The organism is Dactylosporangium sp. NPDC049742 (genome assembly GCF_040674675.1).
GTDB lineage: Bacteria > Actinomycetota > Actinomycetes > Mycobacteriales > Micromonosporaceae > Dactylosporangium > Dactylosporangium maewongense.
In genome coordinates, this window is sequence record NZ_JBFANF010000025.1 from 94,788 (window position 1) to 114,904 (window position 20,117).

General features: G+C 72.5%; 22 protein-coding genes. 11 read left to right on the forward strand and 11 right to left on the reverse strand.

Features of this window, described 5'->3' with window-relative positions:
- Positions 1–21: 21 nt before the first annotated feature.
- Positions 22–645 carry an isochorismatase family protein gene (locus AB0J72_RS28275; RefSeq protein WP_363403719.1) on the reverse strand — a complete coding sequence of 208 codons (624 nt, stop codon included), beginning with the start codon at positions 643–645 and terminating at the stop codon, positions 22–24.
- The gene (locus AB0J72_RS28280) at positions 645–1,838 is read right to left on the reverse strand and encodes a CoA transferase (protein WP_363403721.1); all 1,194 of its coding nucleotides are present in this window, start codon (positions 1,836–1,838) and stop codon (positions 645–647) included. Before AB0J72_RS28280 ends, AB0J72_RS28275 begins: the two co-directional genes overlap by 1 nt.
- Positions 1,839–1,899: 61 nt before the next feature.
- Between AB0J72_RS28280 and AB0J72_RS28285 the strand changes: the two genes are divergently transcribed.
- From AB0J72_RS28285 to AB0J72_RS28295, 3 genes are read left to right on the forward strand one after another with little or no spacing between them, the layout of a single operon-like run.
- Positions 1,900–2,760 carry a hydroxymethylglutaryl-CoA lyase gene (locus AB0J72_RS28285; RefSeq protein ID WP_363403723.1) on the forward strand — a complete coding sequence of 287 codons (861 nt, stop codon included), beginning with the start codon at positions 1,900–1,902 and terminating at the stop codon, positions 2,758–2,760.
- A 27-nt stretch (positions 2,761–2,787) separates the two neighbouring features.
- Positions 2,788–4,269: an AMP-binding protein gene (locus AB0J72_RS28290; RefSeq protein ID WP_363403725.1), complete on the forward strand. Its 1,482-nt coding sequence runs from the start codon at positions 2,788–2,790 to the stop codon at positions 4,267–4,269.
- Positions 4,266–5,102 (forward strand): DUF4437 domain-containing protein, encoded by an 837-nt coding sequence (locus tag AB0J72_RS28295; RefSeq protein ID WP_363403727.1) that lies wholly within the window; start codon positions 4,266–4,268, stop codon positions 5,100–5,102. The genes AB0J72_RS28290 and AB0J72_RS28295 overlap by 4 nt, the downstream gene beginning before the upstream one ends.
- A gap of 252 nt (positions 5,103–5,354) precedes the next feature.
- Here the strand turns inward: AB0J72_RS28295 and AB0J72_RS28300 are convergent, their stop codons facing one another.
- Positions 5,355–5,876, reverse strand: coding sequence for an RICIN domain-containing protein (locus tag AB0J72_RS28300; protein ID WP_360561989.1), 522 nt, complete (start codon positions 5,874–5,876; stop codon positions 5,355–5,357).
- 235 nt (positions 5,877–6,111) lie between these two features.
- On the opposite strand from AB0J72_RS28300, the gene AB0J72_RS28305 reads away from it, so the two are divergent.
- Positions 6,112–6,747, forward strand: a complete 636-nt coding sequence (locus tag AB0J72_RS28305; protein ID WP_363403729.1) for an HNH endonuclease family protein — start codon at positions 6,112–6,114, stop codon at positions 6,745–6,747.
- Between the two features lie 56 nt (positions 6,748–6,803).
- Here the strand turns inward: AB0J72_RS28305 and AB0J72_RS28310 are convergent, their stop codons facing one another.
- A complete protein-coding gene (locus tag AB0J72_RS28310) occupies positions 6,804–7,043 on the reverse strand; it encodes a hypothetical protein (protein WP_344498689.1) in 240 nt (79 codons plus the stop codon).
- Positions 7,044–7,137: 94 nt separating this feature from the next.
- Entirely contained in the window at positions 7,138–7,584 is a 447-nt protein-coding gene (locus tag AB0J72_RS28315; protein ID WP_363403731.1) for a pyridoxamine 5'-phosphate oxidase family protein, read from the reverse strand.
- A 40-nt stretch (positions 7,585–7,624) separates the two neighbouring features.
- Between AB0J72_RS28315 and AB0J72_RS28320 the strand changes: the two genes are divergently transcribed.
- Entirely contained in the window at positions 7,625–9,343 is a 1,719-nt protein-coding gene (locus tag AB0J72_RS28320) for a sodium:proton antiporter (RefSeq protein WP_363403733.1), read from the forward strand.
- Between the two features lie 53 nt (positions 9,344–9,396).
- Here AB0J72_RS28320 and AB0J72_RS28325 read toward each other — a convergent pair whose 3' ends face one another.
- Both AB0J72_RS28325 and AB0J72_RS28330 read right to left on the reverse strand, forming a co-directional pair.
- The gene (locus AB0J72_RS28325; protein WP_363403735.1) at positions 9,397–9,888 is read right to left on the reverse strand and encodes a hypothetical protein; all 492 of its coding nucleotides are present in this window, start codon (positions 9,886–9,888) and stop codon (positions 9,397–9,399) included.
- Positions 9,889–10,000: 112 nt separating this feature from the next.
- Positions 10,001–11,401, reverse strand: a complete 1,401-nt coding sequence (locus tag AB0J72_RS28330) for an amidohydrolase family protein (RefSeq protein ID WP_363403737.1) — start codon at positions 11,399–11,401, stop codon at positions 10,001–10,003.
- Between the two features lie 186 nt (positions 11,402–11,587).
- Here AB0J72_RS28330 and AB0J72_RS28335 point away from each other — a divergent pair, with 186 nt between their 5' ends.
- The 6 genes from AB0J72_RS28335 to AB0J72_RS28360 are packed head-to-tail and all read left to right on the forward strand — an operon-like array spanning position 11,588 to position 16,588.
- Positions 11,588–12,751: a CoA transferase gene (locus AB0J72_RS28335; RefSeq protein ID WP_363403739.1), complete on the forward strand. Its 1,164-nt coding sequence runs from the start codon at positions 11,588–11,590 to the stop codon at positions 12,749–12,751.
- Complete coding sequence (locus tag AB0J72_RS28340) at positions 12,736–13,524, forward strand: citryl-CoA lyase (protein WP_363403741.1); 789 nt, start codon at positions 12,736–12,738, stop codon at positions 13,522–13,524. Before AB0J72_RS28335 ends, AB0J72_RS28340 begins: the two co-directional genes overlap by 16 nt.
- 13 nt (positions 13,525–13,537) lie before the next feature.
- Complete coding sequence (locus tag AB0J72_RS28345; RefSeq protein WP_363403743.1) at positions 13,538–14,401, forward strand: extradiol ring-cleavage dioxygenase; 864 nt, start codon at positions 13,538–13,540, stop codon at positions 14,399–14,401.
- Positions 14,398–14,760 carry a hypothetical protein gene (locus tag AB0J72_RS28350; protein ID WP_344498706.1) on the forward strand — a complete coding sequence of 121 codons (363 nt, stop codon included), beginning with the start codon at positions 14,398–14,400 and terminating at the stop codon, positions 14,758–14,760. The genes AB0J72_RS28345 and AB0J72_RS28350 overlap by 4 nt, the downstream gene beginning before the upstream one ends.
- A complete protein-coding gene (locus tag AB0J72_RS28355; RefSeq protein ID WP_363403745.1) occupies positions 14,760–15,719 on the forward strand; it encodes a zinc-binding alcohol dehydrogenase family protein in 960 nt (319 codons plus the stop codon). The genes AB0J72_RS28350 and AB0J72_RS28355 overlap by 1 nt, the downstream gene beginning before the upstream one ends.
- Positions 15,720–15,778: 59 nt before the next feature.
- Positions 15,779–16,588 carry an IclR family transcriptional regulator C-terminal domain-containing protein gene (locus AB0J72_RS28360; protein WP_363403747.1) on the forward strand — a complete coding sequence of 270 codons (810 nt, stop codon included), beginning with the start codon at positions 15,779–15,781 and terminating at the stop codon, positions 16,586–16,588.
- A 22-nt stretch (positions 16,589–16,610) separates the two neighbouring features.
- On the opposite strand, the gene AB0J72_RS28365 is transcribed toward AB0J72_RS28360, so the two are convergent.
- The 4 genes from AB0J72_RS28365 to AB0J72_RS28380 form a co-directional block, all read right to left on the reverse strand.
- Positions 16,611–16,889 (reverse strand): hypothetical protein, encoded by a 279-nt coding sequence (locus AB0J72_RS28365; protein WP_363403749.1) that lies wholly within the window; start codon positions 16,887–16,889, stop codon positions 16,611–16,613.
- Positions 16,890–16,947: 58 nt separating this feature from the next.
- Positions 16,948–18,027, reverse strand: coding sequence for a ricin-type beta-trefoil lectin domain protein (locus tag AB0J72_RS28370; protein ID WP_363403751.1), 1,080 nt, complete (start codon positions 18,025–18,027; stop codon positions 16,948–16,950).
- Positions 18,028–18,121: 94 nt separating this feature from the next.
- The gene (locus AB0J72_RS28375) at positions 18,122–19,351 is read right to left on the reverse strand and encodes a serine hydrolase domain-containing protein (protein ID WP_363403753.1); all 1,230 of its coding nucleotides are present in this window, start codon (positions 19,349–19,351) and stop codon (positions 18,122–18,124) included.
- A 27-nt stretch (positions 19,352–19,378) separates the two neighbouring features.
- Positions 19,379–20,041 carry a DUF4097 family beta strand repeat-containing protein gene (locus tag AB0J72_RS28380; protein WP_363403755.1) on the reverse strand — a complete coding sequence of 221 codons (663 nt, stop codon included), beginning with the start codon at positions 20,039–20,041 and terminating at the stop codon, positions 19,379–19,381.
- Positions 20,042–20,117: the final 76 nt, after the last annotated feature.

Consider the following 20,117-nt stretch of genomic DNA (forward strand, 5'->3'; position numbering starts at 1 on the left):
GGAAGCGCCTCACATCGAACCTCATCCTGCGATGGCGCGCCGCGCCGACTCCAGGGAGACGACGTCCGCGTACTTCGCGTCCAGGTCGAACAGGTTCGCGGAGTGCGGGCCGGGGGCACGGTCGGCGCACGCCTCCCGCACCACCATGGGCCGGAAGCCCGCCTGCAGCGCGTCGACGGCGCTGGCCCGCACGCAGCCCGACGTCGAGTAGCCGCCGATGACGACGGTGTCGGCGCGGGCGGCGGTCAGCCACGCGGCGAGCGCGGTCCCGGCGAACGCGCTCGCGTAGTGCTTGCGGAGCACCAGCTCGCCGGGGAGCGGCGCCAGCTCCGGGGGCAGCGCCGCGAGCGGTGAGCCGTCGGCGAACACCCGCAGGCCCGGCACCTTGGCGGCGAAGAGCGGCGCCTCGGAGCAGGTCTCGTCGGCGAACCCCACGGCGGTGAACGCCACCGGCAGCCCGGCGGACCGGGCGGACGCCAGCAGCGACGCCATCGCGGCGAGGGCGTCGGCCGCGGTGGCGCAGTACAGCGGCGAGGACGGCGACAGGTAGGCGACGACCGGGTCGACGAGCAGCAGCGCCGGCCGCGCCCCCCAGCCCAGCCGGGCGGAGAACCCGGCCCCGACGTAGTCATCGTCCAGCGACATCAGATCACGCCGTCCGCGCGCAGCTTGCCGAGCTCGTCGGCGGACAGGCCGAGCAGTTCGCCGTACACGGCGGCGTTGTGCTCGCCGAGCGCCGGCCCGGCCCAGCGGATCGAGCCCGGGGTGTCCGACAGCCGGGGCGCCGGCGCCTGCATGGGCAGCGCGCCGAAGTCGGGGTGCGGGACGTCCACAATGGACTGGCGGGCCGCGAAGTGCGGGTCCTCGAGCATGTCGGCCGGTCGGTAGATCTTGCCCGCCGGTACACCGGCCGCATGCAGCAACGCGAGGGTCTCGTTCGCCGGCAGGGTGGCGGTCCAGGCCGCGATCAGGTCGTCGAGCTCCTGCTGGTTGGCGCCGCGGGCGCCGTGCGTCGCGTAGCGCGGGTCCAGCGCGAGGTCGGGGCGGCCCATCACCTCGCACAGCCGCACGAACACGGTGTCGCGGTTGCCGGCGATGAGGATGTCGACCCCGTCGGCGGTCGGGTAGGCGTTGCTGGGCGCCACGTTGGGCAGGATCGCGCCGGTGCGTTCGCGCTGGTACCCGGCGACGACCCACTCGGGCAGCAGCGACTCCATGTAGGTGAGCACGGCCTCGTAGATGGCGGAGTCGACGACCTGCCCGCGACCGGTCCGGGCCCGCGCGTGGACGGCCATGACCGCGCCGTAGGCGGCCATCGTGCCGGCGAGCGCGTCGCCGAGGGAGACCCCGACCCGGCTGGACGGGCGGTCGGGCTCGCCGGTGACGTGCCGGATGCCGCCCATCGCCTCGCCGATCGAGCCGAAGCCGGCACGCGGGGCGTAGGGGCCGGTCTGGCCGTAGCCGGTGACCCGGACGAGGACGAGCCGCGGGTTGATCGCCGACAGCTCGGCGTAGCCGAGGCCCCAGCGCTCCAGGGTGCCGGGCCGGAAGTTCTCGACCAGCACGTCCGACGACGCGACCAGCCGCCGCACCAGGTCCTGCCCGCCGGCGGTGCGCAGGTTGCAGGTCACGGACTTCTTGTTGCGGGCCACGACCGGCCACCACAGCGACTGCCCGTGCGGCTTCTCCCGGCCCCACTCGCGCATCGGGTCGCCCTTGCCGGGGTCTTCGAGCTTGATGACCTCGGCACCGAAGTCGCCGAGGAGCTGCCCGGCGAACGGGCCTGCGAGCAGCGTCCCGGTCTCCAGGACACGGATATCAGACAGCGGACCACCCATGGTTCGGCAGTGTACGGTTGGGAAACGTTGTTTCGCTAGAGGAACCGGGAGTGCGTCGGCCATGGTGGAGATCGTCGAGGTGGGCCCGCGCGACGGCCTGCAGAACGAGAAGGTCCTGCTGCCCACCGAGGTGAAGGTCGACTACATCACGCGCGCCCTCGACGCCGGCATCCGCCGTCTGGAGGCGGTCGCGTTCGTGCACCCCGGCCGCGTGCCGCAGATGGCCGACGCCGAGGCGGTGATGGCGGCGGTGCCGCGGCGGCCCGGCGTCACGTACATCGGCCTCGTGCTCAACCGGCGCGGGCTGGACCGGGCCCTGGCCGCCGGGGTGGACGAGGTCAACATGGTGGTGGTCGCCTCCGACGAGTTCTCCCGCCGCAACCAGGGCACCACCACCGCGGCGGCGCTCGACGTGTGGCACGAGGTCGCCGCCGCGGGGATCCCCGCCTCGCTGACCATCGCGGCCGCGTTCGGCTGCCCCTTCACCGGTGCCGTGCCGGTGGACCGCGTGCTCGGGATCGCGGCCTCGGCGCTCCAGAGTGGCCCGCGCGAGATCGCGATCGCCGACACGATCGGCGTCGGCGTGCCCACCCAGGTGCGGGAGCTGGTCCACGGGCTGCGGGACCTCGGCGTGCCGCTGCGGGCGCACTTCCACAACACCCGCAACACCGGCTACGCCAACGCCGTCGCCGCCCTGGAGGCGGGGGTGGCGACGCTCGACGCCAGCATCGGCGGGATCGGCGGCTGCCCGTTCGCGCCGCGGGCGACCGGCAACATCGCGACGGAGGACCTCACGTACCTGCTGCACGGCATGGGCGTCGAGACCGGCCTGGACCTGCCCGCCCTCGCCGGCACGGGCACCTGGATCGCGGCGCGGCTCGGCATCCAGGCACCGGCCATGCTCGGCCGGACCCTTGATTGAGAATGGAAACGGTGTTTCCATTACGCCGTGACAGGCGCTCAGCTGAACATCGCCAACGGCGTGCGGGAGTTCGCCCGCGCGACCCCGGGCACCGTCGCGGTGATCGACGGCGACCGCACGCTCACCTACGCCGCCCTCGACGAGCGCGCGAGCCGCCTCGCCAACGCGCTGCTGGCCGTCGGCCTGCGACCGGGTGACCCCGTCGCGGTGCTGTCCGGCAACCGCCTCGAATACTGCGAGATCGCCGCCGGGCTGGCGAAGGCCGGCCTGCCGATGGTGCCGCTGAACCCGCGGCAGACCGCCGCCGACACCGCCTACATCGCCGGGCACTCCGGCGCGCGGGCGCTGATCCTGGACCCCGCGCTCGAGGACCGCGCGGTGGACCTCGGCTTCACGCTGCCGCTCGGCCCGTACTACGAGGCCGCGCTCGCCGGCGCCGCGAGGACCGACCCGTGGGTGCCGGTGGGCGAACAGGACCCGTTCTGCATCGCGTACACGTCCGGCACCACCGGCGCGCCGAAGGGCGTGCTCATCAGTCACCGCTCCCGCTGCCTGACCTTCTACTGCACCGCCCTCGAATGGGGCCTCGGGCCGGGCCGGCGCACCGTCGCGGTCGCGCCGATGTATCACGGCGCCGGGTTCGCCTTCGCCTACGCGTCGGTCTTCACCGGCGGGACGGTGTCGATGCTGCGCGCGTGGGACCCCGGCGCGCTGCTGGCGATGGTGGAGCGCGACCGGCTGCAGTCGGTGTTCCTGGTGCCGACGCACGCCGTCGGGCTGCGCGAGCTCGGCCTGGCCGGGCACGACCTGCGCAGCCTCGACACGCTGTACTTCAACGCCGCCGCGCTGCCCGTCGCGCTCAAGGAGTGGGTCCTGTCCGCGTTCCCCGGCGTCGGCGTGCACGAGCTCTACGGCTCCACCGAGGCCGGCGTCATCACCAACCTGCGCCCCGCCGACGCGCGGCGCAAGGCCGGCTCCGTCGGGCACCCGTGGTTCATGACCGAGATCCGGGTCGTCGACGACGACGGCGTGCCGGTGCCCCGCGGCACTCCCGGGGAGCTGTTCAGCCGGTCGCCGTTCCTCATGAACGGCTACCTCGACAACCCGGCGGCGACCGCGGAGTGCACCACCGCGGACGGCTTCCTGACCAGCGGGGACGTCGTGGTCGTCGACGACGAGGGGTACGTCACCATCGTCGACCGCAAGAAGGACCTGATCATCACCGGTGGGGTGAACGTCTACCCGCGCGACGTCGAGGAGGCCCTGGCCGCGCACCCGTCGGTCGTGGAGGCCGCCGTCGTCGGCGAGCCCGACGACCGGTGGGGCGAGCGGGTCGTCGCGTACGTCGTGGTGCGGCCCGGGACCGAGCTGCGGCCCGACGCGCTGCGCGAGCACCTGCGGGGCCGGCTCGCCGGACACAAGGTGCCGAAGGAGATCCGGCCGATCGCGGCGCTGCCCCGCAACGCGGCTGGCAAGGTGCTGAAACGAGAGCTGAGGAGCGCGGGTTGAGGGCACATGTCGAGCTGATCCACGAGGACGACTACATCTGGCACGCGGCCGAGCTGCCGTTCGGGGAGGGCAAGGCCGTCGAGCGCCGGCTGTCCACCGACGAGGAGGACGGCTCGTCGTCGCTGTCCCTGCAGTTCCCGGCCGACTGGGGACGGGGCCCCGGCGTGCCGCACGCCGACACCGAGTTCTACGTCGTGTCGGGTTCGCTGGTGTACGGCGGGACCGAGGTCGGCCCCGGTGGCTACCTCCAGGTGCCCAAGGGCGTGCCGATGGACTGGATCAAGGTCCGCGAGGGCAGCCACGTGCTGCACTGGCGCGAGTACGGCGACGCCGGCTTCGACCCCGACGGCCCGCGCCGGGCCGAAGGTGCCCCGTCGATCGTCGACTCCGACGCGATGGACTGGGTGGCGGCGCCGACCGTCGGCCCGCTCACGCCGCTCTACATCAAGCTGCTGCACCGCGACCCGGTGACCGGCTTCTACACCCGGCTGATCCGCGCGCCGAAGGGCTGGAGCGACCACCGCCTCGCCCACCACCCCTGCTACGAGGAGTTCTACACGCTCAGCGGCAAGATGGCGTACAACTTCGGCGACATCGACGAGGGCACCTACTGCTTCCGCCCCGCCGGCGTGAAGCACGGCCACTTCATCGCCGAGACCGAGATCGACTGGATCATCCGCTCCGACGGCGAGCTGATCAACTGGTACACCACGGACGAATGGGTCAAGTGGGGCGGCAACGCCGAGAACTACCACACCCACGAGGCCCCGGTCATCTCCACCCTCCCCGTCCGCTCCCGCTCCAGAGGCCCCTGGTCCGGCGACGGCATGTGACCCCGTCTCACCTCGGCACGGCCGCCGCCCCGCCCGGTCCGGCGGCCTTGTCGTGTCCCCAGCCCGGCGCGGCCCTGCCCGGCGATCGCGGCGCACCGGTGTCTCAGTGCCCGGGCTGGACCGTCCCAGTAGCCGATGTGGCGCAGGGTCACAGCCGGAGACGGTGGCAAGTGGCGGACTCGTGCCCTGGCGGGTTTGCCCGCGTGCCGGCCCTCGGGGGAGGGCCGGCGTGCGGTCGGTGCGGTTCGGAGGTCAGCGCCAGGCCTGGTGGGTGGTGACGTTGCCGGGGTTGCAGTCGTACTGGACGAGCTTGGCCAGGGCGAGGATGCTGCCGTCCTTGACCGTCAGGCACTTCCAGCTGTTGTGGTTGACGAAGTGGAAGTAGCCGGGCACGGTCAGGATGTCGATCTTGAACCACTGCTGGTTCAGGTCGCCGTGGCAGGTGTACTGCTGGACCGCCGCGTTGTTGGACTTGCTGCGGTCGCGGACGTCGAGGCACTTGCCGCTGTTGTAGTTGCGGATCAGGTAGAAGCCCTCGGTGCCGACCGGCTCCAGGTCGAACAGCTGGGCGGTGGAGCCGTTGCACGGCGACTGCTGCAGCTGCAGCTTGTTGGCTGTGCCCCAGTCGGGCACATCCATGCACTGGCCGCTGTGTGCCACGTCCCAGGAGCTCCAGACGGGAGCGGTGTCGGCGTGGGCGGCGGCGACCGGCGCGGCGGCCAGGCCGGCGCCGAGGACCAGTGCGAGCAGCATGCGGCGGGCAGACGTGAACATGATCGGTTCCTGTCGGTCGGGGCGCCGCCCGGGTTGGCGGCGCGCACCGAGAACCGTGCCGCCCGGCGCTGAAACGGCGCTGAAACCGCCGCGGTCGTTCAGGGGCAAACGACCATCCCTCCCGTCGTAGGACGGCCACGGGATGTTCACGCGGCGGCGGTCGCACCAGACACTGGTGATCGTCGATATTGGCGGCGGCGAAGCCACGCCGCCTTACCGTCTGATCGGAGCTGGAATGACCCGACCGTCCCGTTTGATCGCCGCGCTGCTGGCCGGGGTGCTCGCCGCCCTCGTCCTCGGCGCCCCGTCGCACGCGGCCCCGTCAGGGATCCCGTCCAAGGCGACCGCACAGAGCTGGCTCACCGCGCTGACCGTCGCCACCGAGGGCTCCAGCAGCGGGTACTCCCGCGACCTGTTCCCGCACTGGATCACCATCAGCGGTGCGTGCGACACCCGCGAGACCGTCCTCAAGCGCGACGGCACGTCCGTCGTCACCAGCAGCTCGTGCGCGGCGACCTCGGGCCGCTGGTACTCCCCGTACGACGGCGCGACCTGGACCGCCGCGTCCGACGTCGACATCGACCACGTGGTGCCCCTCGCCGAGGCGTGGCGCTCCGGCGCGAGCTCCTGGACGACCGCGAAGCGGCAGAGCTTCGCCAACGACCTCACCCGCCCGCAGCTGATCGCCGTCACCGACAACGTGAACCAGTCCAAGGGTGACAAGGACCCGTCGACGTGGCAGCCGCCGCTGTCGTCGTACCGCTGCACGTACGCGAAGATGTGGATCGCGGTGAAGTACTACTGGGCGCTGAAGCTCCAGTCGTCGGAGAAGTCCGCGCTGCAGACGATGCTCAACACCTGCTCGTCCTGACCCGCGTGTGCCGGGGCGTTCGCGCGCCCCGGCACACGGCTCGCACGGGGCCGCGGTCAGCCGGCGAGGGGGTGCCCGCCGTCGCCGTCGACCTTCACGTCCATCACGCCGTCCTCGTCGAGGTCGACCATGGTGACGTTGACCTGCCCGTCCCCGTCGCTGTCGAGCTGGAACAGGTCGGCCTTGCCGTTGCCGTCGGTGTCGATGGCGAGCACGTCCGCGACCCCGTCCTGGTTCGTGTCGACGGCGAGCAGCTCGTCGCGCTGGTCGCCCCGGGTCTCGACAGATTCGCTCATGGCAGTTCCCTCTCTGCAGGTGTGTCCGGACCACGCCCCCGAAGGACCGCCATGGTAGCCCCGGGTCGTGAACCTCGGGTGCCGCCCCGACCGGCTACTCGCGCTCGACGCGGCGCAGGCCGTGGGCCGGGGTCCACCACTCGACGACGAGCAGGGTGGCCTTCGGGTCGAGGTGGGTGTGGACGACCTCGGTGATGTCGGCGACGAAGCGGTCGCTGCCCTTCTCGCCCTCGGTGGCGGTGGCGCGGCCGGTGATCTTCGCCTCGCCGGGCCAGTCGGCCTCGGCGCCGTCGACGGGGTCGACGGTGGCGCTGTGCAGGGCGAAGCGCGGGTCGCGGCGCAGGTCGGCGCCCTTGCGGGCGCCGGGCATGGAGCCGAAGACCAGGTCGCCGTCGGCGAACTGCGCCTCGATGCCGGAGATCCTGGGGGAGCCGTCAGCACGGAGCGTGGCGATCGTCTTGTGCTTGTGCGCGTCGAAGAGGGTCCGCACGCGGCCGGCGAACTCCGGCTCGGCCCGCTCGACGTCCTGCCAGGTGGTCATGGCACCCATGATGCCAGCAGGGCCCATGACAGACTGTGGCATGCACCTCCAGCACGGGCTTCTCGCCATAGCGGCGGTTCTCGCCATCGTCTCGGTCGCGAAAGTGGCGCCACGCGTCGGTGTGGCCGTGCCCATCGCGCTCGTCGTCGTCGGCATCGGGGTCAGCTACATCCCGTTCGTGCCGAACGTCAACGTCGACCCGCACCTGATCCTGACCGTGGTCCTGCCGCCGATCCTGTACTCGGCGGCGGTCAACGTGCACGCCACCGACTTCCGGCGCAACGTGAAGGCGATCGGCGGGCTGTCGGTGCTGCTCGTCGTCATCTCCGCGCTCGCCGTCGGGCTCCTGCTGCACGCGCTCATCCCGGACCTCAGCCTGGCCGCCGCGATCGCGCTCGGCGCGGTCGTGAGCCCGCCGGACGCGGTCGCGGCGATCTCGATCGGCAAGCGGCTGGGCCTGCCGCCGCGGCTCGTCATCGTGCTGGAGGGCGAGGGGCTCATCAACGACGCGACCGCCCTGGTCCTGCTGCGGTCCGCGGTCGCCGCGACGGCCGGCGTCGTGTCGGCGTGGGACGTGCTCGGCGACTTCGCGTTCGCCGTCGCCGGCGGGCTCGTCATCGGGCTCGTCGCGGGCCTGCTCACCGTGTGGATCCGGGCGAAGCTCGCCGAGCCGGTGCTGACCACGGCGATCTCGTTCATCGTGCCGTTCCTCGCGTTCGTGCCCGCGGAGGAGATCCACGCGTCCGGCGTCCTCGCCGTCGTCGTCGCCGGGCTGGTGACCGGGCATCAGAGCGCGCGGCACTTCACCGCGCAGGACCGCATCAGCGAGCGCACCAACTGGCGCACCATCCAGCTGCTGCTGGACAACGGCGTGTTCCTGCTCATGGGGTACCAGATCGTCACCGTCGTCGGCGACGTGCACCACGGCGAGGACGACGTCGTCGTGACCGTCGGCATCGGCCTGGCCGTGACCGCCCTGCTGGTGCTGCTGCGGGTCATGTTCGTCGCGCCGCTGACCGCGATGCTGCGCCACGACCAGCGCCGCGCCCGCGCCCGCAAGGACCGCCTGCAGGGCATGCTGACGAGGCTGACGGAGCGGCAGCACGAGTCGCCGAAGTCGGCCCGGCGGGCCGGATGGGTCGCGTCGCTGGTGCGCCGCCGGCAGGCCGACGACGCCTACCTGACCACGGAGGGCCTCGGCTGGCGGGGCGGCGCGGCGCTCGCCTGGGCCGGGATGCGGGGCGTCGTCACGCTCGCCGCGGCCCAGTCGCTGCCGCAGAGCGTCCCGCACCGCTCGCAGCTGATCCTCATCGCGTTCACGGTCGCGATCGTGACACTGCTCGGGCAGGGCGCGACGCTGCCGGTGCTCATCAAGCGGCTGCGCATCGCCGGCACGGACGCCGAGGCCGACCGGCGCGAGCTGGCCCGGCTGATCGGCGAGATCACCGCCGAGGGCGAGGACGTCCTGGACAACCCCGACCTGCGGCAGGCCAGCGGCGTGCCGTTCGACGAGGAGGCACTCGAGGCGGCCCGCCGGGAGAACGCCGCGATCGGTCAGGCCCTCACCCAGCCGCAGGATCCCGCGGAGAGCGACCTCGCGCACCAGCGCCGTGAGCTGCACCGGCTGCTGCTCGAGTCGGCGCAGGCCGTGCTCCTGGACGCGCGCGAGTCCGGCACGTACACCTCCCGCGCCCTCCAGCACGTCCAGCACATGCTCGACACCGAGGTCTCCAACCTGGACCCCGCCGAGGTGCACTGAAACGACGGCAGGCCGCCCCGGAAGCACCCGGGGCGGCCTGTGTCGGGGAACGGTCAGTTGGACGCGACGCCCAGGCCGGCGCTGCCGGCCTCGGGGTCGCCGCCGCCGATGTGGCCCTCGGTGAGCGAGGTGAACGCGGAGTCGAGCTGCTCGCGCAGGCTGTCCAGGGTGGAGAGCTCGGCCTGGTGCGAGGACTCGCTGCCCTCGGCGGCGAAGACGTGGTCCTGTTCGGCGGAGGAGTGGTCGTACGAGGTGAAGTCCGACTCCTCGTAGTGCGCGCCGCTCGGGTCGGTGTAGGACACCTGGTGGCCCTGGTCGAACGAGGTCGACTCGGCCGACGCGTGGTCCTGCTCGTACACGTTGAACTGGTTGTCGTAGCTGCTCTCGCTGGCGTCGACCTGGTGCAGCTGGTCCAGCGACTGGTGGTCCTGGCCGGTCGCGTACTGACCGTAGTCGGTGCCGCCGTCGCCGCCGCCGTACGTGTCGGGCTGCTCGTCGCCGGTGTAGCCGGGGTCGAGCTGGGTGCCGTCGTCGTACTCGCTCATTGTCGTCCGCCTCGGGGAAGTCGTGGTGTGCTGCCGGGAAGAACGTTAGGCACGCCGTAGATCGCTCGAATCCCCGGAACGTGCCACCGCGGCCGACCGGACGGGTGGCACGTCAGGTGTTCGTCCATTCGGTGTACGTGTAGGGGTTGTCGAGGATCTTCGTCGCCGGGATGTCCGGGTTCATGCCTTTTTGCCAGGCGTCGGGGCCCATGATGGCGATGAGGTGCTCGACGGTCCGCTCGACGTCGGCGCGGGCCTTGCCGAGGTCGACGCCGACGAGCTTGTGGTCGCGCTTGACGATCCGGCCGTCGACCAGCACGGTGTGCACGTCCCCGCGCTGCGCCTGGAAGGCGACGTGGCCGTACGGGTTGAGGATCGGGAACATCACGGGGGAGTTGTCGTTGCGCAGCAGCACCACGTCCGCGGCCCGGCCGGGCTGGAGGCTGCCGACGACGCCGTCGAGGCCGAGGGCCCTACTGCCGCCGCGGGTCGCCCAGTCGACGACCTGCTCGGCGCGCAGGTGCACGTGGGTGACGGTCTCGGCGCGGCCGTGCGCCTGCAGGTGCTCCCGGGAGCGGTCGGCGCCGAGGGTGGCGCGCATGGCGGAGAAGAGGTCACCGCTCCACCAGACGCTGGTGTCCATCGACAGCGACACCGGGATGCCGTGGTCGCGCAGCTGCCAGGTGGGCGGGTAGCCCTGCCCGGCGCTCTGCTCGCTCTCGGTCGACACCGACACCGAGCCGCCGGTCGCGGCGATGCGCTGGTAGGAGTCGCCGGACAGCGTCGCGGCGTGCACGTAGATCGTCGACGGGGTCATGAACCCGTGCTCGTGCATGAGCCGGATGCCGTCGTCGTTGGTGGCGCCCCACACGCCGGCGTGCGTGGTGACCGGCACGTCGAGCTCGCGGGCGACCTCGAACGCGGCCCGCTCCGGAAACGCCGGGTCACCGGTCACGTCGAACGCCATCTGGAAGCCGAGCCTGCCGCGCATGCGCCGCTCCACGAAGTCGCGGAAGCCGGGGCTGGTCGCCCACTCCCACGGGCCCTGCTGGATGTTGCCGTAGGCGAGCACGAACCGTCCCGGGACCGACTCGAGGGCGTCGGCGGCGGCATCGGCGTGCTGCGGGGTCTGCAGGCCGTGCGACCAGTCGACGGTGGTGGTGACGCCGGCGTCGAGCGCCTCCAGCGCGCCCAGGACGTTGCCGGCGTAGATGTCCTCGGGGCGGAAGTGGCGGCCTGACTCCAGGTAGTACCAGACGAAGTACTGGGTGAGGGTCCAGTCGGCGCCGTAGCCGCGCATCGCGGTCTGCCACAGGTGCCGGTGGGTGTCGATCATGCCGGGCATGACGATGCCACCGGTGGCGTCGATCTCGGTGGCGCCCGGCGGTGCGGTGAGGCCGACGCCGACCTCGGCGATGCGTCCGCCGACGACCAGGACGTCGGCGCCGGGCAGGACCGTGTGCGCGTCGTCCATCGTCAGCACCAGACCGTTGCGGAACAGCACTGCGTCCATCGCTGTCAACTCCCTCCGGACAAGAGTCCGTATAGCGGTCGGCGAAAGTGTGTGCCGCGTCACGGGTGCTGTCAAGGCGTCCGGATTGCCGTGGCGGCAGTCGTACCGACGCCGCAAACGCCGACAGGAGCCTGGTTGACACCAGAAGGAGCCGGGACGAGACTGATTTGGCGGACGATTGTCCGCTTGACGGACGAGAGGGAGCCGATGGCGGCACCGGAACGGAATTGCGGACCACTCGCCGGGCTGCTGGTCGCCGACTTCTCGCGGATCCTCGCCGGGCCCTACGCCACGATGCTGCTCGCCGACCTCGGCGCGGACGTGATCAAGGTGGAGGGGCCGGGCGGCGATGACACCCGCACGTGGATGCCACCGACCCGCGACGGCGTCGCCACCTACTACCTGGGCATCAACCGCAACAAGCGCTCCATCGCCCTGGACCTGCGCGACGACGACGACCTCGCCGCCGCGCGGGCCCTCGCCGCCCGCGCCGACGTCGTGATCGAGAACTTCAAGCCCGGTGGGCTGCGCCGCTTCGGCCTCGACTACACCTCGGTCGCGGCCGTCAACCCCGCCGTCGTCTACGCCTCGATCAGCGGCTTCGGCTCCGGCGCCGGTGCGGCGATGCCGGGGTACGACCTGATGGTGCAGGCCGTCTCCGGGCTGATGAGCCTCACCGGCGACCCGGACGGCCCGCCGTTCCGCGCCGGGATCTCCGTCTTCGACGTGATGGCCGGCATGCACGCGGGCATCGGCATCCTCGCCGCGCTGCACCACCGCACCGCGTCCGGCGCCGGCCAGCACGTCGAGGTCAACCTGCTGTCGTCGGCGCTGTCCGGTCTCGTCAACCACAGCAGCGGCTACGTCGCCGGCGGCACCGTGCCGTTCCGGATGGGCAACGCGCATCCGAGCCTGTTCCCCTACGAGCCGCTGCCCACCGCCGACGGTGACCTCATCGTCATCGCCGGCAACGACGGGCAGTTCCGCAAGCTGTGCGCGGTGCTCGGCTGCGAGGAACTCCTGCACGACCCCCGCTTCCAGCGCAACCAGGACCGCACCGCGCACCGCGAGGCGCTGCGCCCGCTGCTCGTGGAGCGGCTGCGCGCCAAGGGCAAACAGGAGTGGTTCGACGAGCTGATGGCCGCCGGTGTGCCGTGCGCACCGATCAACACCGTCGACGGCGGTGTCGCCCTCGCCGCGTCGCTCGGCCTGGACCCCGTCGTCGAGGCCGGCGCCGTGCCCGGCATCCGCAACCCGATCACGCTGTCGGCGACCCCGCCGCGCTACGAGCTGCCGCCGCCCGGCCTGGACGAACACGGCGAGGAGATCCGGCAATGGCTGAAGAACTGAGCTTCCCGACCGGCATCGGCACCTCTTCCGCCGACCGCATCACGCTGCTCGGCCAGGACCTGGCCGCGGACCTGATGGGCAAGGTCGGCTTCGGGGAACTGGCGTTCTGGCTCGTCGCCGGGCGCCGGCCCGCACCGGGCGAGACCAGGGTGTTCGAGGCGGTGCTCGTCGCGCTCGCCGACCACGGGTTCACGCCCACCGCCATCGCCGCGCGGGTCACCTACGCCAGCGCACCCGAGGCGCTGCAGGGCGCCCTCGCCGCGGGGCTGCTCGGCGGCGGCTCCCGCTTCCTCGGCGTCACCGAGGACTGCGGCGTGTTCCTCCACGCCGTCCTGTCCGGGCTGGACACGCATCCCGGCGACGACGCCGGCTGGGACGCCGTCGCCGCCGGCGCGATCGCCGCCCAGCGCGCCGCCGGGAAGCTCGTGCCCGGCCTCGGCCATCCCGTGCACAAGGTCCAGGACCCGCGCACGCCGGTGTTGATCCGGATCGCCGCCGAGGAGGGTGTACGGGGTCCGCACCTGCGCCTGTTCGAGGCCATCGGCCGGGCGCACCCGGCGGTCCTCGGCCGCACCCTGCCGCTCAACGGCGCCGGGGTCTGCGGCGCGGCCCTCGCCGACCTCGGCCTGCCGGTGACGCTGCTACGCGGCTTCGCGCTCCTCGCGCGGGCCGCCGGGCTGCTCGGGCACCTCGCCGAGGAGCAGCGCACGGGCCTGGGCCTGTCGATCTACCGCACCGTCGACCGCAACGCCCGCTACGTCACCCCCGAATGAAAGGACCGGCGCCATGGCCCAGGTAGTCGCGGTCATCGCCTCGACCCATCATCCGTTCTACTACAAGGCCAGCACCTCCGCCGGCGAGGACCGCCCGCCGTTCGCCGACGAGTGGGTCCGCAAGGTCACCGCGTTCCGCGAGACCCTGACCCGTGCCCGGCCCGACGTCCTCGTCATGGTCGGCTCCGACCACTTCCACCAGCTGTGGCTGGACAACATGCCGCAGTTCCTCGTCGGCAAGGCACCGTTCTACGACGCCAACTGGTACAACGAGGAGCGCGAGTTCGGCCTGCCGCGGATGACGCTGCGCGGCCAGGAGGACCTCTCGGCGCACGTGCTGCGCGAGGGCCTCGACGCCGGCTTCGACCTGGCCTTCAGCAACGAGCTGCGGATCGACCACAGCATCACGTGCCCGATCATCACCCTGCGGCCCGAGGCGGACCTGCCCATCGTGCCGATCTACACCAACATCTTCGCCCCGCCGCTGCCGCGCCCCCAGCGGTTCGTGCAGCTCGGCCGGACCATCCGGGAGCTCGTCGAGTCGTGGCCCAGCGACCTGCGGGTCGCCGTCATCGGCACCGGGCACCTCTCCCTCGAGCTCGGCGGGCCCAGGCAGTTCGGCCCGCACGGCCCCGACCCCGAGTTCGACCGGCGGGCCGTGGAGTGGATCGCCAACGGCGACCTCGACGGCTGCCTGTCGGAGGTGACCCTCGACAGCCTGCACGCGCCGGGCAATGCCACCCACGGGTTCATGGACTTCATGCTCATGATGGGCGTCGCCGGCGACGGCGCGAAGGCCGACTACGTCGACACCTACGACCTCTTCCACACGATGGAGGCCTACTTCACCTGGTACCCGGAAGGAGCTCTGTCGTGACGAAATACCTCCTGAACAAGTTCCTGTACACAGTGGACAGAGATCCTTCCCTGGTCGAACGCTACCGCGACGATGCACAGGGGACGGTTGCCTGGTGGGAGGCGAACGTCGCCAACGCGCTGCTCAACGGCCACACCGGCGAGGCGAGCACCTGGCAGCGGCTCACCGACGAGGAGCGGGCCGCGCTGACCGGGCACGACTACGTGGCGCTGTTCTCCCTCGGCGCCCACCCGTTCCTGACGCTGACGCTGTTCATCGCGATGTTCGAACGTGACCACGACGAGCCGCTCGCCTTCCAGAAGCAGTACGCGGCCCGGCTCGCCCACTTCGACCTGCCCTACCCGGACATCGCCACCTGATGCGCGCCGCCACCATCGTCCGCTGCGGTTCGCCGCCGCTCGTCGTCGAGCGACCGCTTCCGGTGCCTTCGGCCGGCCTCGTGACCGTCACGGTGACCGCGGCGCCCATCACGCCCCTCGACGTGCTGTGCGCCTCCGGCACCTCGTACTTCGGTGCGCCCGCCGTGCCGTACGTGCCGGGGGTGCAGGGCGTCGGCACCCTCGACGACGGCACCGCCGTGTGGTTCCCGACCGACGCGGGCATGCGCCCCGGCGACGGCAGCATGGCCTCGGTCGTCGCGGTGCCGTCGGCCGACGTGGTGCCGCTGCCCGCGGGCGCCGACCACCGGCTCATCGCCGCGCTCGGGCTGTCGGCGGTCGCCGCCTGGCAGGCCCTCACGTGGCGGGGCGCGCTGCACCCCGGCGAGCAGGTCCTCGTCCTCGGCGGCGGCGGGGTCGTCGGGCAGGCCGCGATCCAGCTCGCCCGGCTCGCGGGCGCGCGCCGGGTCATCGCCGCCTGCCGGTCCGCGGCCGCCCGGGACCGCGCGCACCGCCTCGGCGCCGACGCAGTGGTCGCCATCCGCGACGCCGACGACGTGGCGACCCTCGCCCGCCGCCTCCAGGACGTGACCGACGGCCCGGTCGACCTCGTGCTCGACCCGCTGTTCGGGACCCCGGCCGCGGCCGCGCTGCGCACCCTGCGCCGCGGCGGCCGCCTGGTCAACCTCGGCAGCGCCGCGGGCGAGGTGGCGCCGCTGGACTCCGCGACGCTGCGCGGCGGGTCGCTGCGGATCCTCGGCTACACCAACACGGAGCTGAGCGCGGCGGAGAAGGCCACCACGATGCGGTACCTCGCGGACCACGCGGCCGCCGGCCGGCTCGTCGTCGAGCACGACGCGGTTCCCCTCGCCGAGATCGGCCCCGCGTGGGCCGCCCAGGCGGCCGGGCAGGCGCCCCGGCGCCTGGTGGTCGTCCCGTGACCGGTGCGGGCTCGGGTTAGTCTCGCTCTGCGTATCAATCACAACACCTTGAGGCGGCGATGGCACAGCGCGGAGAAGGACCGGACTTCATCGAGGCCCTGGCCCGCGGGCTGGACGTGATCCGCGCGTTTCACGCCGACCACCCCAGGATGACGCTCGCCGAGGTCGCCGCCGCCACCGGTCTGGCCCGCCCCACCGCCCGCCGCATCCTGCTGACCCTGGAGGAGCTCGGCTACGTGCGGGCCACGGCCGGCGGCCACGAGCTGACCCCGCGGGTCCTGGAGCTCGGCATGGCGTATGTGGGTGCGCTCTCGCTGTGGGACATGGCCCGCCCGCACATGGAGCGGCTCGTGGCCGCCACCGGCGAGTCCTCCTCGATCACCCAGCTGGACGGCTCCGACATCGTGTATCTGGCCCGGGTGGCCGTACCGAAGATCATCGCCCTGCGGGTGCAGATCGGCACCCGCTTCCCGGCGGCGGTCACCTCACAGGGCAAGGTCCTGCTCGCCGCGCTGCCCCCGGCGCGGCTCGACGAGGTCCTCGCCACGCCCAGCCGGTCGGGCATCGAGCCGTGGGTGCGGCACAGCCGCGCCACCCTCGACGCCATGCTGCGCGAGGTCAACGCGCGCGGCTTCGCCGTGGCCGACAACGAGCTCGCCCCCGGCATCCGCTCCGTCGCCGTGCCGATCCGCGACGGCCGCGGCGAGGTCCGCGCGGCGATGAACGTGACGGTCAACTCCGCGGAGACCACCACCAAGACGCTGCTGGACCGGCACCTGCCACACCTGCAGCGGGCGGCCGGCGCGATCAGCTCCGACTGGGCGCTGTGGCAGTCCCGGCCCCAGCTCGACCTGCCCGCCCGCACCTGAGCCGCGCGCCGTGGGCCGGGGCTCAGCGGGCGACGCGGCGGAGGCACGCGACGAAGCCCTGGTCCATGCTGACCAGCTCCCAGCCACGGGTCTCCAGGTACTCCACGGCGGTCAGGACCTCGTCGAGCATGGCGTTCTGGCCGGCGCTGGGGTTGACGGCGGCGCCGAGCGCGGTCGAGAACGACATGGAGGGGCCGATCACGATGTACCGGAAGGGGTAGCCGTCCAGGACGGCGCGGCCGGTGGCGATGTCGTTGGCGCGGAAGACCCTGGACGGTCGTGGCGGTGGCGGTGGCTGCACCGCCGCATCATCACACGGCCGGCGGGGCGGCGCCCTCCGGCCGTGTGATGATGCGGGTTCAGTAGGTCCAGACCTGGTTGGCCGCGCCGGTGCAGGTCCAGATCTGCAGGCGGGTGCCGTTGGCGGAGCTGGGTCCGGCCGCGTCGAGGCACTTGCCGGAGCCCGCGTTGACCAGGGTCGACCCGGTGCGGGTCCAGCGCTGCGCCGCGGTGCCGTTGCAGTCGTACAGCTGGACCTTGGTGCCGTTGGCGGTGCCGGCGGCGGTCACGTCCATGCACTTGCCGAGGGCGCGCACGGTGCCGTCCGCCAGGCGGGCCCAGCTCTGGGCGGCGGTGCCGTTGCAGTCGTACAGCTGGACCGCGGTGCCGTTGGCGCTGCTCGCGCCGGCGACGTCGACGCACTTGCCGCCGTAGCCGTGGATCGGGCCGACGGAGCCCGGCGGGGTCGTGGTGGGCGGCGGGGTGGTGCTCCCGACCCAGGCGGTGGCGGCCGCGGAGCCGGTGGCGTCGATGGCGGTGTTGCTCTCCACGGGGCTCGGCACGCTGCTCGGGAAGACGATGAACGTGACCGGGCCGGCGGTGCCGCCGCTGGCGGGGTTCGGGTCGATGCCGAGCGCGACCGCCAGGGCGTAGGAGCCCTCGCCGATGATGTTGCTGGGGCCCTCGTCGGCGAAGACGGCGTAGGCGACCCTGCCGTTGTAGACGACCGCGGCGACGCTGCCGGCGCGGATGCCGTTGGCGGAGTACGTGAAGCGGCTGCTGGGCAGCGGCACGACGAAGTAGCGGGTCACGTCCGAGGTGAAGTACGCGCCGGTGGACGTGGTGAACGAGGTCTGCGCCTGGTACCACGGGTCGGTCGAGGCGTTGCAGCGGGCGGTGGAGATGCCGTCGCAGTCGATGTCCATGTCGGCGGTCCAGAAGTACGCCGAGCCGTTCTTGCAGATCGCGACGGTCTCCGCGCCGCCGTCGTCGGTCGCGTAGCGGCCGTTGGAGACCTGGTTGCAGGTGGAGGTCTTGGCGAGCAGCTGGTCGGCGGTGGGTCCGGCGGCGAGCGCCGCGGACTGGGTGGTGAGGGCGTAGGCGGCGGTCGCGACCAGGGACAGCGCGACGGACGCGAGCGCCAGGATCGGTCTGCGCATGGCGGGCTCCAGACGTCGTCAGGCGGGGCGGGGACAACGGACAGGTAACCTGACTAACAGATTTCTGTCAATACGTTGCCCCCGCCCTCCGGTCCTATTCGTCGATCGCCTGGTAGGTCGTGGTCCAGAAGTCGTGGATGAGGCGGGCCGCGTCCGGGACGGACATGCCGACCTGGGTGAGCAGGATGCCGACGACCTGGTGCTGCGGGTCGGCGTAGGTCGAGGTGCCGCTGCCGCCGTCCCAGCCGAACTGGCCGACGGGCGCGTAGTCGCCGCGGTGGGTCCGCACCGCCATCCCGAAGCCCCAGCCGCCGTGCTGCCCCTGGCCGAACGACAGGTGGACGTTGTCGGTGGCCATGGTGTGCCGGGCGGCCTGCTGCGCGGGGGTCAGCCGGTTCGTCGTCATCAGGTCGACGGCGGGCCGGGACAGGATCCGCTCGCCGCGGTGCGTGCCGTGGTTGAGCAGCATCCGGAAGTACGCGTGGTAATCGTCGACGGTGGAGTTGAGGCCCCCGCCGCCGCCCGGGAACGCCGGCGGCCGGCTGTGGCGCCCGCCGTCGGCGGGGTCCCAGACGTGGAACTCGCCGGTCTGCGGGTCCGGGGCGTACAGCGGAGGCAGCCGGTCGAGATCGCCGGCGGGGACGTGGAAGCCGGTGTCCTTCATGCCCAGCGGCTCGAAGACGCGCTCCCGCAGGAAGGTCTCGAACGACTGGCCGGTCACCCTGGCCACGAGCACACCGAGCAGGTCGCTGCTGATGTGGTACTGCCAGCGCTCGCCGGGCTGGTGCATCAGCGGCAGCGTGCCGAGGCGGCGCAGCCACTCGTCCGGCTCGGGCATCGGCGTCGGCAGGTCGGGCGTGAGCCCCTGCTCGAACACCGCGCCCATGATCGGGGTGCCCAGCGCCGTCAGATCCATGCCGAGCCCGAATGTCGAGGTCAGCACGTCCCGCACGATGATCGGCCGGCGCGCCGGCACGGTGTCGTCCAGCGGGCCGTCGAGCCGCTTGAGCACCTGCCGGTCGGCGAGCTCGGGCAGCCACGGCTCCACCGGGTCGTCCAGCCGCAGCCGGCACTCGTCGAGCAGCACCATGGCCGCCGCCACCGAGACCGGCTTCGACGTCGAGGCCATCCGGAAGATCGTGTCCCGGCGCATCGGCGGGCCGCCGTCGTGGCACATCGTGCCCAGCGCCTCGACGTGCGTCTCGTCGCCCCGCGCGACCAGGGCCACGAGGCCGGGGATCTTCCCGGAGTCGACGTGCCGCGCCAGCACGTCGCGCAGCCTGCCCAGCCCCGCCTTGGTGAATCCGCTCGTGCCGTGTTCCATGATCGTGCTCCTTCGGGATCGGTGTGCTCAGAGGCTGCGGGCGGTGATGTCGCCGCGGGACGTGGTGGCGCGGATGTCGAGCTCGACGGTCCCGTGGTTGGTGAGGGCGTTGCTGATCCGGCCGTGGCCGGTGCCGGCGTCCAGGGCGGCCGAGACGCCGCCGGCCGCGGCGATCGAGATGTCACCGGACTCGGTGCGCAGCACGACCGTGCCGCCCGCGGCCTCGCCGACGCGGATGTCACCCCGTGCGGTGCTGATCTCGGCGGAGCCGTTGAGCCGTCCGATCTCGACGTCGCCGTCGACGGCGGTGAGGTGGACGCTCGCGGCCTCGTCGATCCTGATCTGCCGGTACGCGCCGTCGAAGGCGACGTCGCCGAGGCGCCCGACGCCGTGCAGCTCGGAGCCGGCGGTCGTCGCCTCGACCCGCGAGCCGGCGGGCAGCTGGACGGTCACCTCCAGGGCGCCCGAGGGGCCGAAGAGCTGGTTGCCGGCGGGGGCCTGGATCCGCAGGACGCCGTCGGCGTAGGCGACGGTGGTCTGCCCGGCGACCTCGACGTCGCGGCGCTTGCCGGGGTCGGCGGGCAGGACCTCCACGGTGGTGTCGGCCCGGTCGGCGGCGATGAGCCGCACGCGCCCCGCGGGGATGTCGAGGAGCGTGGAGATCGGGGCGGGGGTGGCGAACTGCTGCATCGTGGTCTCCTTGTGCGCTTCCTGCTGTGACGCCAGAACCATGGCCGCCGCCGCTGACAGCGCACCAACAGCGCAC